Origin of the sequence: Microbulbifer halophilus (assembly GCF_026183675.1) — a bacterium.
GTDB lineage: Bacteria > Pseudomonadota > Gammaproteobacteria > Pseudomonadales > Cellvibrionaceae > Microbulbifer > Microbulbifer halophilus.
In genome coordinates this window covers 1-15,244 of the sequence record NZ_JAPIVK010000058.1, presented here as the reverse complement: position 1 = coordinate 15,244, position 15,244 = coordinate 1, and the positions used below count along the sequence as shown (strand labels likewise).

Annotated in this window: 13 protein-coding genes; 9 read left to right on the top strand and 4 right to left on the bottom strand. The window is 59.0% G+C overall.

The genetic code is table 11. The features are described 5' to 3' along the window. Window positions 1-41: 41 nt before the first annotated feature. The 4 genes from OQE62_RS18715 to putA all read right to left on the bottom strand — a co-directional run bounded on the left by OQE62_RS18715 (window position 42) and on the right by putA (window position 5,598). Window positions 42-425, bottom strand: a complete 384-nt coding sequence (locus OQE62_RS18715) for a hypothetical protein (RefSeq protein ID WP_265723571.1) — start codon at window positions 423-425, stop codon at window positions 42-44. Between the two features lie 82 nt (window positions 426-507). Next, window positions 508-900: an SMI1/KNR4 family protein gene (locus OQE62_RS18710; protein ID WP_265723570.1), complete on the bottom strand. Its 393-nt coding sequence runs from the start codon at window positions 898-900 to the stop codon at window positions 508-510. Between the two features lie 841 nt (window positions 901-1,741). After that, window positions 1,742-2,074 (bottom strand): energy transducer TonB, encoded by a 333-nt coding sequence (locus tag OQE62_RS18705; RefSeq protein WP_265723569.1) that lies wholly within the window; start codon window positions 2,072-2,074, stop codon window positions 1,742-1,744. Between the two features lie 362 nt (window positions 2,075-2,436). Further along, window positions 2,437-5,598, bottom strand: coding sequence for a bifunctional proline dehydrogenase/L-glutamate gamma-semialdehyde dehydrogenase PutA (putA, locus tag OQE62_RS18700; RefSeq protein ID WP_265723568.1), 3,162 nt, complete (start codon window positions 5,596-5,598; stop codon window positions 2,437-2,439). A gap of 141 nt (window positions 5,599-5,739) precedes the next feature. Between putA and OQE62_RS18695 the strand changes: the two genes are divergently transcribed. The 9 genes from OQE62_RS18695 (at window position 5,740) to OQE62_RS18655 (ending at window position 15,203) form a co-directional block, all read left to right on the top strand. Then, entirely contained in the window at window positions 5,740-6,249 is a 510-nt protein-coding gene (locus tag OQE62_RS18695; RefSeq protein WP_265723567.1) for an Lrp/AsnC ligand binding domain-containing protein, read from the top strand. 67 nt (window positions 6,250-6,316) lie between these two features. After that, window positions 6,317-7,228 (top strand): DMT family transporter, encoded by a 912-nt coding sequence (locus tag OQE62_RS18690; protein WP_265723566.1) that lies wholly within the window; start codon window positions 6,317-6,319, stop codon window positions 7,226-7,228. Between the two features lie 348 nt (window positions 7,229-7,576). Beyond that, a complete protein-coding gene (locus OQE62_RS18685; protein WP_265723565.1) occupies window positions 7,577-8,734 on the top strand; it encodes an acyl-CoA dehydrogenase family protein in 1,158 nt (385 codons plus the stop codon). Between the two features lie 309 nt (window positions 8,735-9,043). Beyond that, window positions 9,044-9,919, top strand: a complete 876-nt coding sequence (locus OQE62_RS18680) for a hypothetical protein (RefSeq protein ID WP_265723564.1) — start codon at window positions 9,044-9,046, stop codon at window positions 9,917-9,919. Window positions 9,920-9,988: 69 nt separating this feature from the next. Then, on the top strand, window positions 9,989-11,278 hold the full coding sequence (locus OQE62_RS18675; protein WP_265723563.1) for an OmpP1/FadL family transporter: 1,290 nt from the start codon (window positions 9,989-9,991) through the stop codon (window positions 11,276-11,278). 46 nt (window positions 11,279-11,324) lie between these two features. Further along, window positions 11,325-13,313 (top strand): alkyl/aryl-sulfatase, encoded by a 1,989-nt coding sequence (locus OQE62_RS18670; protein WP_265723562.1) that lies wholly within the window; start codon window positions 11,325-11,327, stop codon window positions 13,311-13,313. Between the two features lie 97 nt (window positions 13,314-13,410). Next, a complete protein-coding gene (locus OQE62_RS18665; protein WP_265723561.1) occupies window positions 13,411-13,869 on the top strand; it encodes an OsmC family protein in 459 nt (152 codons plus the stop codon). Window positions 13,870-13,939: 70 nt separating this feature from the next. Further along, window positions 13,940-14,752 carry a DUF2092 domain-containing protein gene (locus tag OQE62_RS18660; RefSeq protein ID WP_265723560.1) on the top strand — a complete coding sequence of 271 codons (813 nt, stop codon included), beginning with the start codon at window positions 13,940-13,942 and terminating at the stop codon, window positions 14,750-14,752. Between the two features lie 286 nt (window positions 14,753-15,038). Then, a complete protein-coding gene (locus OQE62_RS18655) occupies window positions 15,039-15,203 on the top strand; it encodes a hypothetical protein (protein ID WP_265723559.1) in 165 nt (54 codons plus the stop codon). The last annotated feature ends 41 nt before the right edge of the window (window positions 15,204-15,244 follow it).

Here is a 15,244-nt window from a genome sequence, read left to right as displayed (position 1 = left end):
GTGTTGTGGGGAGGGCGGGCTAAATACCCGTCCTTACCCGATTAAAGCTTTGCCCAGGCCTCAAAACCTCTTTCGGTTAGCACGGTAACCCAAGGTCGATGCTCAGGATCGAATACCACCCCGTATGCTGGGCTCAGTATGAATCCGTGCTTCTCGACCGAATCAGGATCATTCAAAGCGATGAACTCTGCAAGGTTGGCAAAAGGAACACCAACTTTGCCGAACTCTACATGCACCGCCTCGGTAGTCACTTCACTCAAAAGCCCGCTAGATTCGAACCGATAAATGCTGTCACGATAATCAAGCTCTTCCAAGCCGACTCGATTCGTTCTTTTGGTAGAGGGGACACCAAGCATCAATTCCAGTTCATCTCGACTGATACCAAGAGAAACATGGCCAAGCTTGGAAAATGGTTCAATTCTCATATGGCTTTCTCGCCGCCAGCACGCGCGGCTTTGTAGTGGAGGCGAAGCCGCAACGGAAAAGACGTCGCTGTGCCTGGCCTTGTTATAGCTTTTCGATTTCACTGAACGAACCAGCCACTTGTTGGACTTCTCCCGTCTCATGTAGCCATAAATAAACCGTGCCGCCAAACGATTCGCCTTCTTTCAGGAAAACCATTTGATCTCCAAGCCCATTGCCTGCAATGGTGATCGCGTTTTCCGGGAAGTTGCCGAAACCGCGGCATGACTCGGTTTCCTTGATAATATGGTTGCAAGTGCGCGATAACCTTTTCCTGTCCGAGGTATCTTTAATGGGATAAAACTCCCAATCGTCTTCTTCTGTAGACGCCTCGCCTCCGTTATCAATTTTCATCGCTTCACGGTACTCGTGAGGCAATTTTGCTCCCAACTCTTCCTCGGTTCGCTTTAGCTGCTTTTCGGACAGGTCAAACGCCACTGCTGTCTCCTTAGCTATAACGTTGCCAGCTGGGGCGGCCTACGCTGTTTATGCGCGTAGCGCATAGCGTAGGCCGTCCCGCGGAGGCGCGCAGCGCCGGAGCGCCGGAGCGTACAGACTGGTCTTGTTACAAATTTACCCATAAAGTGACACATTAATACCGGGCTTAATAGAAACCCTGACACCGTATGGAATGGTTAATTATCCATCATACCTACTGGTACCGAAACACTTTGCAGGTGCAAACTCCAGATACTCTCCATATTTTTCATATTTCCGGACCAAGCCCGGACAATCGAATAGCCGCATAGAGAACACAGCCTGAACGTTGCCATCTGTGGCAGCCAGAACGCCTTTAGCGCGAAGCGCGTTGTGTAGGCTGTCCGCAGCATGGCCTGGTTATGCATTTCCCCGTTCTCGCCACTCACTAATTGTTGCGACAAGCATGAATGTGGAGATTAGAAAAAAGAATGCAACTATGCTGTATGCTATTACGCCCTCAATTTTTGCACCCTTAACCCTTAGCCTCCAAACTTCCATCATGCCGAACGTCTAGAAACATAAGCAGCGTGATTAGAAAGCTTGATACAGATGCCCCCGCCATCTTCCGATGCTCATAGAGCTTTCTTCCAAGTATTGCCTTCAGAAAGCTCGATTCCTCAGGTAGTTGTGGTCTATTAATTCCTTTTCTACGTAGCCTGCGTTCTTTCATTCTAGACATAGAAAAAAATGTATAACGTCGCGCTCACCGGCGGACAATGCTATGCACCTTTGTGCGATAATGGGAGCGAAGCGACCAGCACAAAGGTGCATAGCGTTGGCCGTCCGGTGCAGCGCCTGGTTATGTGGGAACACACTCTCCGTCGATTTTGTAGGTGATTTTCCGACGTACTCCAGGCGTGGGTACAGACTCACCATTAACTACCTTGGGAACAAGATTGTGCTTCTTTAGAGCCTCTCTTGCTGCTTCCTCAAAAATACCCGCCGGATGTGAGCCAACGACTCTCACGTTTTTCATTGAACCATCAGGCATCACTGTTAATTCGAATTCAACCCACCCCTCTATGCAATTTCTTAGCGCCTCGATAGGATAATTCGGCTTCACATAAATGGTTGTCGCAGAAGCCGAAGCAGAAGCAAAACTAAGTAACGATAAAAACACTAATTGCTTCATAGGTAAGCTCACATAACAGTTAATTCAAAAGCCACCGGCTTTATATCAACTTCGCTCCTATCTGCAAATCTCTCCCGAAGAGTAATTTTAAAAATCCCTTAAAAATCAAAAGGTTGCAAAAAGATGATGGTTTATTGACCAGAAATATAAAGCGAGGCAGCGTGGCGCGCCAGTTGCCGGGCCGCTTTTGATCATATTACGTCCCTTATATAAATCAAGGACTGGCGCGATTTCTGCCGCAGATAGAAGCCGCCGGCTTCTGATCCTGGGTCTGGGCGAGGGGAGGGGCTGTGTTTTGGGAGGGGGCATAAAAAAGGGCGAACCGATGGGTTCGCCCCGGGTTGGCCCTGTGAGACCGGAAATTACTGGCCGAGGGTAAACAGCTCGGTGTTGCCGCCGGTGGCCACGGTGTTGATGGTCTTGGTCTTTTCGTTGGCGAAGCGGAACAGGTAGTGGGGGCCGCCGGCCTTGGGGCCGGTGCCGGAGAGGCCCTGGCCGCCGAAGGGGTTGACACCCACCACAGCGCCGACCATGTCGCGGTTGACGTAGGTGTTGCCCACGTTTACGCGCTTGAACACGGCGCCGGCGCGGCCCTCGATGCGGGAGTGCAGGCCGAAGGTGAGGCCGTAGCCGGTGGCGTTGATGCGGCGGATCACGTCTTCCAGTTCGCCGGCCTTGAAACGCACCACATGCAGGAAGGGGCCGAAGACTTCGCGCTTGAGCAGATCGAAGTCCTCAATCTCCACCACCTGCGGGCCAAAGAAGGTGCCTTTATCCGGTACCTTGTCGCCGTCGAATGAAAACAGCGGCCTGGCTTCCTTCTGCATACGCTCGCGGTGGGCTTCCAGTATCTTCAGCGCCTTGTCGTCGATCACCGGGCCGATATCGGTTTCCAGCTTTGACGGGTCGCCGAGAGTCAGTTCCTCGCAGGCGCCTTTCAGCATGTCCAGCAGGTTGTCGGCGATCACGTCCTGTACGCAGAGGATGCGCAGCGCGGAGCAGCGCTGGCCGGCGCTGAGGAAGGCGGACTGGATGACATCGTCCACAACCTGCTCGGGCAGGGCGGTGGAGTCGACGATCATCACGTTCTGGCCGCCGGTCTCGGCCACCAGCGGGATGATCGGGCCCTCTTTGTCGGCGAGCTGTGTGTTGATCAGGCGCGCGGTTTCGGTGGAGCCGGTAAAGGCCACGCCGGACAGGCGCGGGTCCTCTATCAGCGGTGCGCCCACGGCGGCGCCGGTGCCGGTGATCAGGTGCAGCACTTTGGTGGGCACGCCGGCTTCGTGCATCAGTTCGATGGCGCGGGCGGCGATCAGCGGGGTCTGTTCGGCCGGTTTGGCCAGCACCGCGTTGCCGGACGCCAGGCCGGCCACCACCTGGCCGGTGAAGATGGCCAGCGGGAAGTTCCAGGGGCAGATGGCGGTAAAGACGCCGCGGCCGGTGAGCACCAGTTCGTTGCTCTCGCCGGTGGGGCCGGGCAGTTCCTGCGGCTCGCTGAAATGCTTGCGCGCACCGTTGGCGTAGTAGCGGCAGAAATCCACTGCCTCGCGCACTTCACTGATGCCGTCGTTCAGGGTGCGGCCGGCTTCCAGGGCGATCAGTGCGGTCAGGTCGTTGAGGTGTTCCTCGTAGAGGTCGGCGACCTTGTCGAGAATCTTGGCGCGGGCATTGCCGCCCAGGCGGTCCCAGGCCACCTGGGCCTCGGTGGCGAGGGTGTAGGCGGTGTCGATCTGTTCTCTGCTCGCGTTGGCGGTGTAGCCGATCCGTTCGCCGGTGGCCGGATTGTGGACCGGCTCGTCGGTCCTGCCCATGACGCCATCGATAATCGGGCCGCCGTGAAACTCCTTGCCGCGCATCTTTTCCACCGATGCCTGCAGCGGCTCCACTGCGATCGGATCGGTCAGCTCGATGCCGCTCGAGTTTTTCCGTGGCAGCGCCTCTTTGCCCATATAGATGTCCTCCGGTACCGGGATTTGTGGATGGCGATAGGGGGTGCAGGCCTCGCTCTGTTCCAGGGTGTCCTGCACCAGTTCGTCGATCGGGGTCTCCTCGTCCATAAAGCGGTTGACGAAGGAGCTGTTGGCGCCGTTCTCGAGCAGGCGGCGCACCAGGTAGGGCAGCAGGTCCTTGTGGGCACCCACCGGGGCGTAGACCCGCAGCGGTACGCGCCTGCCGTGCACCGCTTCCACCTGGGCGTACAGCAGGTGGCCCATGCCGTGCAGGCGCTGGAATTCGTAGCCGTCGCTGTTGCCGGCCAGCTCCAGGATCAGCCCCACGGTATAGGCGTTGTGGGTGGCGAACTGCGGGTAGACGGCGTCGCGGGCGTCCAGCAGTTTTCGCGCGCAGACCTGGTAGCTGAGGTCGGTGTGGCACTTGCGGGTGTAGACCGGGTAGTCGCTCAGGCCGAGCTGCTGGGCGAGCTTGATCTCGGTATCCCAGTAGGCGCCCTTTACCAGGCGCACCATGATCTTGCGGCCGGTGTCGCGTCCCAGGGCAATCAGCCAGTCGGCCACATGGGGAGAGCGTTTCTGGTAGGCCTGCAGCACAAAGCCGAGTCCCTGCCAGTCCTTCAGTTCCGGATCGCGGGCCAGGGCCTCGAAGATGTCCAGGGAGATGTCCAGCCGTTCGGCCTCTTCGGCGTCGATATTGAGCGCCATATCGTACCTGGCCGCGGCGGTGCACAAACGTTTGACCTGCGGCAGCAGCTCGCTCATCACGCGATCGCGCTGCAGTTCGCTGTAGCGCGGGTGCAGGGCGGAAAACTTGATGGAAATACCGTTGGCTTCCACCACGTCGCGTTTGTCCCCGCTTTTCTGGATATTGTCCTTGCCGATGGCTTCGATCGCGGTCATATAGGCGTCGAAGTAACGCTCGGCATCGGTCGTGGTGCGGGCGCCTTCGCCCAGCATGTCGAAGGAGAAGCGGGTGCCTTCCGGGTTTTCCGCCGGGCCGCGCTTCAGCGCCTCTTCGATGGTGCGGCCCAACACATACTGGCCGCCCATGATGCGCATCGCCTGCAGCATGGAGGTGCGCACCATCGGCTCGCCTACGCGGCTCACCAGGCGCCTCATCCAGTGGGAGGGCTGCTCGGTGATGTCCGGGTCCAGCTCGACGATATTGCCGGTCAGCATCAGGCCCCAGGTGGAGGCATTGACGAACAGCGAGTCGGACTGGCCGCGGTGACTGCTCCAGTTGCCGGAATGCACCTTCTCGGCAATCAGCTTGTCGGCGGTATCCGCATCCGGCACGCGCAGCAGGGATTCCGCCAGGCACATCAGCGCCACGCCCTCCTTGTTGGAGAGACCGAACTGCTGCAGGAAGGCGTCCAGGGTGCCCCGCTGGCTGCGGTGCTGGCGCGAGTGCTGCACCAGTTCGCGGGAGGTTCTGAGGATCTTCTTGCGCAGCGAGTCACTGGGGCGCGGGGCCGCCAGCAGTTCACTGACGCACTGGTCTTCGTCGGCATGCAGATATTTCCGCGCCAGCTGGCGGGCGCTGTGGAGATCTCCGGCGAATTGTGTCGACATATCGTCTCCCAAACTCTGTGTTGTGGGCCAGGATAAAAAACCGGATTATGTGCGAAATCTCTCAGGATTAATCGCCATATTGCCGCCGAATGTGGTTAAATATCGCGGTCTTAAGCCAAATTGCCAGTAGGGTATGTTGTCATGTCTCGACAGTTGGAAGATCTGGACCGAATCGACCGGCAGATACTGCGGATTCTGCAGCGCGCCGGGCGCCTGCCGAATGTGGAACTGGCCCGCCGGGTCAACCTGAGCCCCACGCCGTGCCTGGAGCGGGTCAAGCGCCTGGAGCGCGAGGGCTTTATCCGCGACTATGTGGCGTTGCTGGACCCGATCAAGGTCCACGCCGGGTTGGTGGTCTATATACAGGTCACGCTGACCGATACAGCTACCTCGGCGCTCGAGGCCTTCAACGAGCATGTCTCCAGTCTGGAAGAGGTGCAGGAATGCCATATGGTCGCCGGCGGTTTTGACTACCTGATCAAGATCCGCATCAAGGATATGCTCGGCTACCGCCGATTCCTCGGCGAGAAGCTGGCGTCCATTCCGGGGGTGCGCGAGACCCACACCTATGTGGTGATCCAGGAGGTGAAAACCGACACCTCCGTGGCGGTGCCGGATCCCGAGCCCGCGGCCAAGGGCGGCAAGCGCTGATTGTCGGCCGAACCCGGGGAGCCCTGCCTGCACGGCTCCCGCCAACTGAATACAGAAGTCTGCGCCGATGAATAAGCCCCCGGCCGTCGATAACCGCCGCGCCTACCTGCTGGCCCTGGCGGCGGTGCTCTGCTGGTCCACCGTTGCCAGTGCCTTCAAGCTGTCCCTGCAATATGTGTCGCCGCTACAGCTGGTGGCGGTGGCGGCACTGGTATCGACGCTGGTGATGGGCATTGTTGTGACCCGCGAAGGGCGCTGGGTCGAGCTTCGTGTTGCCTGGCGCCGGAACTGGCGCTGGTACCTGGCATTGGGTTTCTGCAATCCCTTCCTCTATTACCTGGTGCTCTTCAATGCCTACGACAGGCTGCCGGCACAGGAAGTCCTGCCGCTGAACTACACCTGGGGCGTTCTGTTGGCGCTGCTGTCGGTACCGGTTCTGAAGCAGCGGCTGTGGCTGCAGGACCTGATGGCCGCGCTGGTCTGCTACGGCGGTGTGCTGGTGATCGCCACCGGCGGCAATCCGCTGAACCTGGCGTTTGACGATCCCCTCGGTGTGGCGTTGGCATTGTTCAGCACCCTGATCTGGTGCTGTTTCTGGCTGCTGAATACCCGCATCGGCGGCAGTGCGCCGGTCAACCTGCTACTCAGTTTCCTCTGCGGCCTGCCGTGGCTGGCGGCCGCGCTGGTAGTGCAGGGCGACTGGCAGTGGCCGCCGCTGGCCGGTTGGTTGGGCGCCATCTATGTGGGCCTGTTCGAGATGGGAATTGCCTTCCTGCTGTGGCAGGCGGCGCTGATGGCCTGCGACAACACCGCGCGCATCAGTAACCTGATTTATCTCTCGCCGCCGCTATCCTTGGTATTGATTGCGATTCTGGTGGGAGAAAGGATTCAAATGGCAACCATTGTCGGCCTGCTTTTGATTATGCTCGGCGTGGCCGTGCAGCAGGGGATCTTGCGGCGGTGGATTTTTTCGCGCTGAAATCGGAGCGTTGGGCTTCTCCTGCTTGCCTGTGGGGGAGGGGACTTCGATTGGCGCCCCTCTCCCTAACCCTCTCCCCGGGGGAGAGGGGACTGGTTAAGTGGCCCGGGTGAGCTCAGTGGGTGGAACCTGCCTCCTTGCGCTTGCGACATAGCTCCCCTCTCCCGCTTGCGGGGGAGGGGCTGGGGGAGGGGGCTTTGATCGATGCCTCTCTCCCTAACCCTTTCCCGGAAGGAGAGGGGACTGGTTAAGTGACGCGGGTGGGTTCGGTGGGTCGAGCCTGCCTCATGCGCTTGCGGATATGGTTTCCGCATAAAGATTCCGAGATAAATATAAAGAAGGTACGCGATGGATTTTTCACTCAGCGAAGAACAGCAGATGATCCAGGATGCCGCGCGTCAGTTTGCCGACAGCGAACTGAAACCCGCGGCCGCAGAACTGGACCATACCGGCAACCGCGAGCTGCTGCTGGATAAACTGAAACAACTGGCCGAACTCGGCTTTATGGGCATCAATATCGATCCCGATTTCGGCGGTACCGGTGCCGGTACCCTGGCATTCAGTCTGGCGATCACCGAACTGGCCCGCGGTTGCGCTTCCACGGCGACCACTACCTCGGTGACCAATATGGTCGCGGAAGTGATTCAGGCAGTGGGCAACGACGAGCAGAAAAACCGATACCTGCCGAAGATCTGCAGTGGAGAATACGCCGCCGGTTCCTTCTGCCTGACCGAGCCGAGCTCCGGTTCCGATGCCGCCGCCATGCGCACCCGCGCAAAAAAGGACGGCGACGACTATGTGCTCAACGGCAGCAAGCTGTTTATCAGCAGCGCCGAATTTGCCGGTGTGTTCGTGGTCTGGGCGGTGACCGATCCGGAAGCGGCGAAAGGCAAGGGCATTTCCTGTTTCCTGGTAGAGGCGGGCACTCCCGGCCTGGTCATCGGCAAGGCCGAGGAGAAAATGGGGCAGAAGGCCTCGGTCACCAACGAAGTGGCCTTCGACAACTGCCGCATTCCCGCCGCCAACCTGCTGGGTGAGGAGAACAAGGGGTTCCGTATCGCCGCCGGCGAGCTGGCCGGTGGGCGCATCGGTATCGGCTCGCTGGCGCTGGGTATCGGCCTGGAGGCGCTGGACTGTGCCCGCGACTATCTGCAGGAGCGCGAACAGTTCGGCAAGCCGCTGGCACAGTTCCAGGGCCTGCAGTGGCAACTGGCCGAAAAATACACCGAAATGGAAGCAGCGCGCCTGCTGCTGATGCAGGCTGCCTGGCAGAAAGACGCCGGCCGGGATTTTGGTCCCGCCGCCTCCATGGCCAAGCTGCTTGCCACGGAAAAGGCCAATGAGGCCTGTTACGTGGCCCTGCAGATGCACGGTGGCGTCGGCTATACCCGCGAGTATCCGCTGGAGCGGATGGCGCGAGATGTGCGTATTACCACCATCTACGAAGGTACCAGTGAGATCCAGCGTCTGATTATTGCACGGCATCTGCTGGATGGCGTGCGTTAACCTTCTCCTTCCGGCAATTCCGGCGTGCGTGTATACGGCGCCGGTGTTGCCGTGAGCATCCCTCTCTCCCGGGAGAGGGGAATGGCTAGTACCCCCAGGGTGGTTTCCGCCTCCTGTCCTGAAGCATGACCCCCTGTCACGAATCCCCTCCCTCTTTCTATCCCCAGGTAACTTCTCTCGACTTTATCGACAGGAAACTGTCAGCCGAATAATCCCCTAGTCCAGAGAAGTGCCAATATCATCGGAAATTCTTTCTATTCTCTACTGAGTAGCCGCGGCCTGCTCATAGAAAGTGCTCTTCGAAAAGCCTTGGTCGGATGGCAAGAAGTCGGAACAGGCAATATCGACGGGTTTTATATGACATTTACGGCAGCGTTGCGGCGCTTATCGGGTCTTTTCATCAAGGCTCTCCTGTTCGCGACCGTATTTTCCGCCACCGCTCAGGAAGGAGGTGGTGCCCCGGCGCATGGCGGTGCCGCCGCGCAGGCGAATAATCCCCTTGCCAACATGACCGCCTTCAATATCCAGGACTACTATATCGGGGAGCTGACCGATATCGACAAAGAGGCCAACCAATTCTGGCTTCGCTATGCAAAGCCCTTTTCGGTTGAGGATGCAAACTGGCTCATGCGCGCCTCTCTCCCTGTAAACAGCTTTCCCACCGGGCGCAGACTGAAACGGCATAACGGCATTGGCGACCTCAACGTCTTTGCTGCCTACCTGATAGACACCGGTAACCCGGCGGTCAGCTTCGGCATAGGTCCGCAGGTTACGGCGCCCACGGCCGCCCAGAATGGCCTGGGATCGGAAAAGTGGTCCGCCGGATTTGCCAATGTCCTCTTCAACGCCAGCTCGCCGAAATTTCAGTACGGCTATCTCCTGACCTGGCAACACAGCTTCGCCGGAGCGGACTCGGCGCCGGATGTCAATGCGGGTGCATTCCAACCCTTCACCTTCTACCAACTGGGCAAAGGCTGGTATCTGCGCAGCGCCCCCATCTGGGTCTATAACTTTGAAAACGACGATTACAGCATGCCTTTGGGCATTGGCGCCGGGAAGGTTATCAAGACCGAGAAAACGGTTTACAACGTGTTTGTGGAGCCACAGTGGTCCGTTGCCGACGAGGGGCCCGGCCAGCCGGAATGGCAGGTTTTCATGGGTTTCAATATGCAGTTTCCACAGTAAATCGCGCTGGAACGGAATGATTATGTGCCGAACGGCCGCGAGCCGTAACGACTGACCAGGGATCTGGATATGCATGACCCGAGCATCTTCCGGCGCGGAGCCACCGCGGCCGCTTTGTCACTGGCGATCGCTTCTCCGCCCGCCAGCGCCGGCGGCATCATGCTGTGGGAGATCGGCACGCCGACGCTGGGTACCGCCAGTGCCGGCTGGGCGGCCATGCCGGAAAATGCCGCCACCGCCTATACCAACCCCGGTGGCACCGTATGGCGGGACACTACCGAGATCCGCGCTGCCGGCCAACTGCTGTATGGCGATGTGGAATTCAGCGATGGCGGGCAGACCAATATCTCCGGCGGCGACGGCGGCAACCCGCTCGAGTGGTTTCCCGGCGGCGGTGCTTTTGCCGCGGGAAGACTGGCCGAGAATATCGGCTGGGGTTTTGCCATGGCGGGCAATTTCGGCCTGGGCCTGGACTACAACAACGACTGGGCCGGGCGTCGTTTTGTGCAGGACGTGGACCTACTGGGGATGAGCTTGATTCCGTCCTTCAGCTGGAAGATCAACTCGTGCCTCTCTATCGGCGCCGGTCTGAATGTCATGGGAGCCTATTTCGATTTCGAGTCGGCGCCACGCGCCGGCCTGATCGAGAATGACGCCCGCCTGAGATACAAGGACACCGATATCGGCTACGGTGGCAACCTGGGTATCATCTACCGGCCGGTTCCCGAGACCACTTTCGGTATCACCTATACCTCCGAAGTGGATCTGGAGTTCAAGGATCGGCTGCGTCTGCGCGACTTCGGGCCGCTGTTCGAACCGCTGCTGGATCGCTTCAACGACCGGCGCGCCGAGATCGATACCACCGTACCCGCCACGGTGACCGCCAGCCTGCAGCAGAAGTTGACACCTGCCACAACTCTCTACGCCAATATCGCCTGGCAGGACTGGTCTGAATATGCGCAGGTGGCGATAGAAATCGACAACCCGCAGCAGACACATCTGCGCGCGGACCGTGGCTACAGGGACACCGGCCATTTCGCGCTCGGTGTGCGTCACGATTTCTCCCGCGGCATGCTGGCCGACTGGTCCCTGTCCACGGGCGTCGCCTACGATAATTCGATGGCTACGACCGCCACAGTGACAGCGGATACCATTAGTGACAAAACCTTCCGCTTCGGCCTGGGCGCCGGTACGGAAATCTGCCCCGGTGTGGAACTGGATCTGGGGTACACCCTGGCCTGGGTCGGCGATGTCGACATAGACCAGCGGGGTCGGCCACCTTTCAGTCCCAGGCTTCAGGGCTCCTACAAGGATACCGCGCTGCACTTCTTCGGCGCTTCGGTGCAATTTGAAATGTGAGCCGACAGTGAAGGCCCGATTTCGAATTCTTCAAGAGGTAGTATATATGCCCAGTCACAATCAGGTTTCACGTCTTCTGGTCGGGATCGTCGTTGGTGCGCTTCTGCCATTAGGCAGCCATGCGCAGGCTCCCAACCCGGCAACGGATGCAACCAAAAAAAACAACGCGACAGTACTGGAAGAGCTTCCGTTTCAGAAAAAGCAGGATTTCAAGGATATCGAGCGCGGATTTATCGCGCCGCTGCCGGACAACGGTGTGATAAAAAATGAAAAAGGACAGCCGGTTTGGGATCTGGGCGCCTACGGCTTTGCCCAGGGAAAGGAGGCGCCGGATTCAGTGAATCCGAGCCTGTGGCGCCAGCTGCAGCTGCTTTCCGAAGGTGGCCTCTACGAAGTTACGCCGCGGATATTCCAGGTGCGCAGTGCGGATCTCTCCAATATTACTTTTATTGAGGGAGATAATGGCATCATAGTCATGGATCCGCTGATCTCCGCGGAGACGGCGAGGGCTTCGCTGGATCTGTACCGCGAGCACCGCGGAGACAAACCCGTTGTAGCTGTTATCTACACCCACAGCCATATCGACCACTATGGCGGTGTCCGCGGCGTTGTAGACGAAAAGGATGTGAAGGCCGGCAAGGTCAAGATCATCGCTCCCGAGGGTTTCCTGGAGGAAGCCGTCAGCGAAAATGTGTTTGCCGGTAATGCCATGTCGCGGCGGGCCAGCTACATGTACGGCAACCTGCTGCCCAAGGGGCCGCAGGGCACCCTGGGTACCGGCCTCGGGCTGGGAACCTCAACCGGAACCGCCACCATAATTGAGCCCACCGACACAATTACCGAGGATGGCCAGAAGCTTGAAGTCGATGGCCTGACATTTGAATTTATCCTGGCCCCCGGATCCGAGGCGCCCGCGGAGATGCATTTCTATATCCCCGAGCTGAAGGCGGTCACCGCTGCGGAGAATGCCACCCACACGCTCCACAATCTCTATACGCTGCGCGGTGCCAAGGTACGCAACGCCCGCGCCTGGTCCGGCTACCTGAACGACACCATCCAGCGTTGGGGCGACGAGGTCGAGGTTCTCTATGCACCGCATCACTGGCCCACCTGGGGCAACGAGAATATTGTCGATCACTTGAAAAAACAGCGCGACCTGTACAAATACCTGAACGATCAGACTCTGCGCATGGCCAATCATGGCTACAATATGGTAGAGACCGCGGAGATGATGGAGCTGCCACCGGAACTCGCCGATTACTGGGCCAACCGCGGCTATTACGGTAGCGTCAACCACGATACTCGCGCCGTATGGAACTACTACCTCGGCTTTTTCGACGGCAACCCGGCGCGTCTCTATCCGCTGCCCCCGGCCGAGGCCGGTGCGAAATATGTCGAGTATATGGGCGGTGCCGACAACCTGTTGCAGCAGGCGGAGAAGGACTACGAGGCGGGCAACTACCGCTGGGTGGCACAGGTGCTGGACAACCTGGTCTCCTCCCAACCGGACAACAAGGCTGCACGCAACTTGCTCGCAGATGCCCTGGAGCAACTCGGCTACCAGCAGGAAAACGGCCCCTGGCGCAACTTCTTCCTCAGTGGCGCCAAGGAACTGCGCGAGGGTGTCAAGGAATTTGCGGTCCCTGTCACCGCCAGCCCGGATACCATCCGCAGTATGCCGATCGAGATGTTCTTTGATTTCCTGGCGATCCGCCTTAACGGACCCAGGGCCGCTGGCAAGCATATCGCCATCAATGTGTCCCTGCCGGACGTGGAGGGCAACTATTCTCTGATACTGGAAAACGGTGTACTCAATTATGGACCGCCAGTGGACAAGCCGGACACAACCGTGACCATAAACCGCAGTGACCTGAACGACGTCATCATGGGCACGGCCACGATGCAGGACAAGATCAAGGACGGAACTGCCAGGGTGAGCGGTGATGGAAAGCAGCTCGATACGCTGTTTTCACTGCTGGATACCTTCGAATTCTGGTGGAACCTGGTTACACCCAATCCACCGCAGAAAAACTGAGCACCTCAGTTACCACAATGGGCAAATCCGCTTTGCCCATTCTGCAATTTGTGCTCAAACGGCTGACACTTATCAAAATTATGGGAAGGTGCAGTAGATGACGGGACCAGCTCCGACAGTTGTTGCGGTAGAAGAGAGTGGCGATGGTAAATTTGCCCAGTCGCTGACTTCCGGGCCACACCACCTGGTTGCCGATGAGCCGGAAGACGTCGGTGGAGACAATGCCGGACCGGGGCCCTACGAATATATCCTGATGGGGCTCGGTGCCTGCACTAGCATGACCATCCGCATGTACGCGGAGCGCAGGAAAATACCGCTGGAGCGGACCCGGGTGATCCTGTCGCACCGGAAGGTCCACGCAAAAGATTGCGAGGACTGCGAGAGCAAAGAGGGCAAGATCGACGAAATCGTGCGCGAGATCACCCTGGAGGGTGACCTGACAGGCGAACAGCGGGAAAAACTGTTGGATATCGCCAATCGTTGCCCAGTGCATCGCACGCTGACCTCCGATATTCAGGTTCGCACGCGGCTATCGTCTGACGGTGGTGCCGGCTGAAGCCGGGGGTCTTCCGGTAGGAAGAGAAGAGGACCGCTACATTTGCCCAGACTGTATCGGGAGATTGTTCATGCAAAGTGCTCACTCCGCCATATCCTGCACGGTTCTAGCCGGGCTGTTGGCTTTGGCCCCGGTGGCCGGCGCTGTAGAGAGGGCTCGGGCGGGCACGGAAAAGGGCACCGGTAAGGAGGCCGAGATAGAGAAATCCGACCCGGCGGCGCTGGCGGCTCTCGAGCGAATGGACAAAGCGCTGGCGGGTAGGGAGTCCCTGGCTTTGGACGCACAGCTCAGTACCGAAGTGATACTGGCGAATGGGCAGAAAGTACTGATCGGCGGAGAATCCAGAGTGCGATTTCGGCGCCCGGACCATCTGAAGATGGAACTGAAAACCGACTCCTTTCACCGGCTGCTGTTTCACGACGGAGCCAGGTTGACACTATTCGACAAAGATAGAAACTATGTAGGCGAACTGGAAATGAAGACGGATTCCCGTACGGCGCTGGTCGTGATCGCGCGCGATTACGAGATCGAGATGCCGCTCGCGGATCTGCTGGAGTGGGGCACACCCGGAGCAGCGGAGCGCAAAATTGAGGCGGCCTACCTGGTGGGACAATCCCGGGTGCAAGGCAGGACGGTCCAGCACTGGGCCTTTCGCGGCCCCCGTCTCGATTGGGAAATCTGGCTACCGATGCGTGAAGGGTCGCTGCCAGTAAAGATCTCCACCGTCAACAAATCTATCGAAGGCAGTCCACGTTATATCGCCACAATCCAGTGGCGCAAAGCTGAAAAGCTGCCGGCGAGTCTGTTCCGCCCGAAACTGCCGGAAGAGGTGAAAAAGATTCCGTTCAGGCAGATCAAGTCGGCGGAGGTAAAGGATGACTAGATCGCAGTGGCGCCGCAGTCGTATTGCCCTGGGCGGTATACTGGTCGGGAATCTGCTGGTGTTGTGTCTGGCCGCCAATGATGTCCGGGCGCACCCCGGTTTCCACGGCGGCGGAGGGCACTTCAATGTGGGGCCTCATTTTGCCGGCCCGCGTCCGCATCCAGCGTCACATCGGCACGCCGGGCCGCATCCGCCGCCCCGGGACCACCATCCTCACCATCACGAAGATCATCGCAATCACCACCGCTATCCCCCGCATTACTGGCCAGGAGGATACTGGGCCGGAGTGGCCACGGGTGCTGCCATCGGAGCGGTCGTCTACAGCCTGCCGCGGGCCTGTACCGCGACGGTGGTCAACGGTGTCACCTACGAGCGCTGCGACGGCGTCTGGTACCGGCCATCGTACTCGGGCAATCAGGTGGTGTATGTGGTGGTGGACGCACCGCGCTAGCCTGAATATTTCACCAAAATAAGAACGGCGGTTCTTTTTCC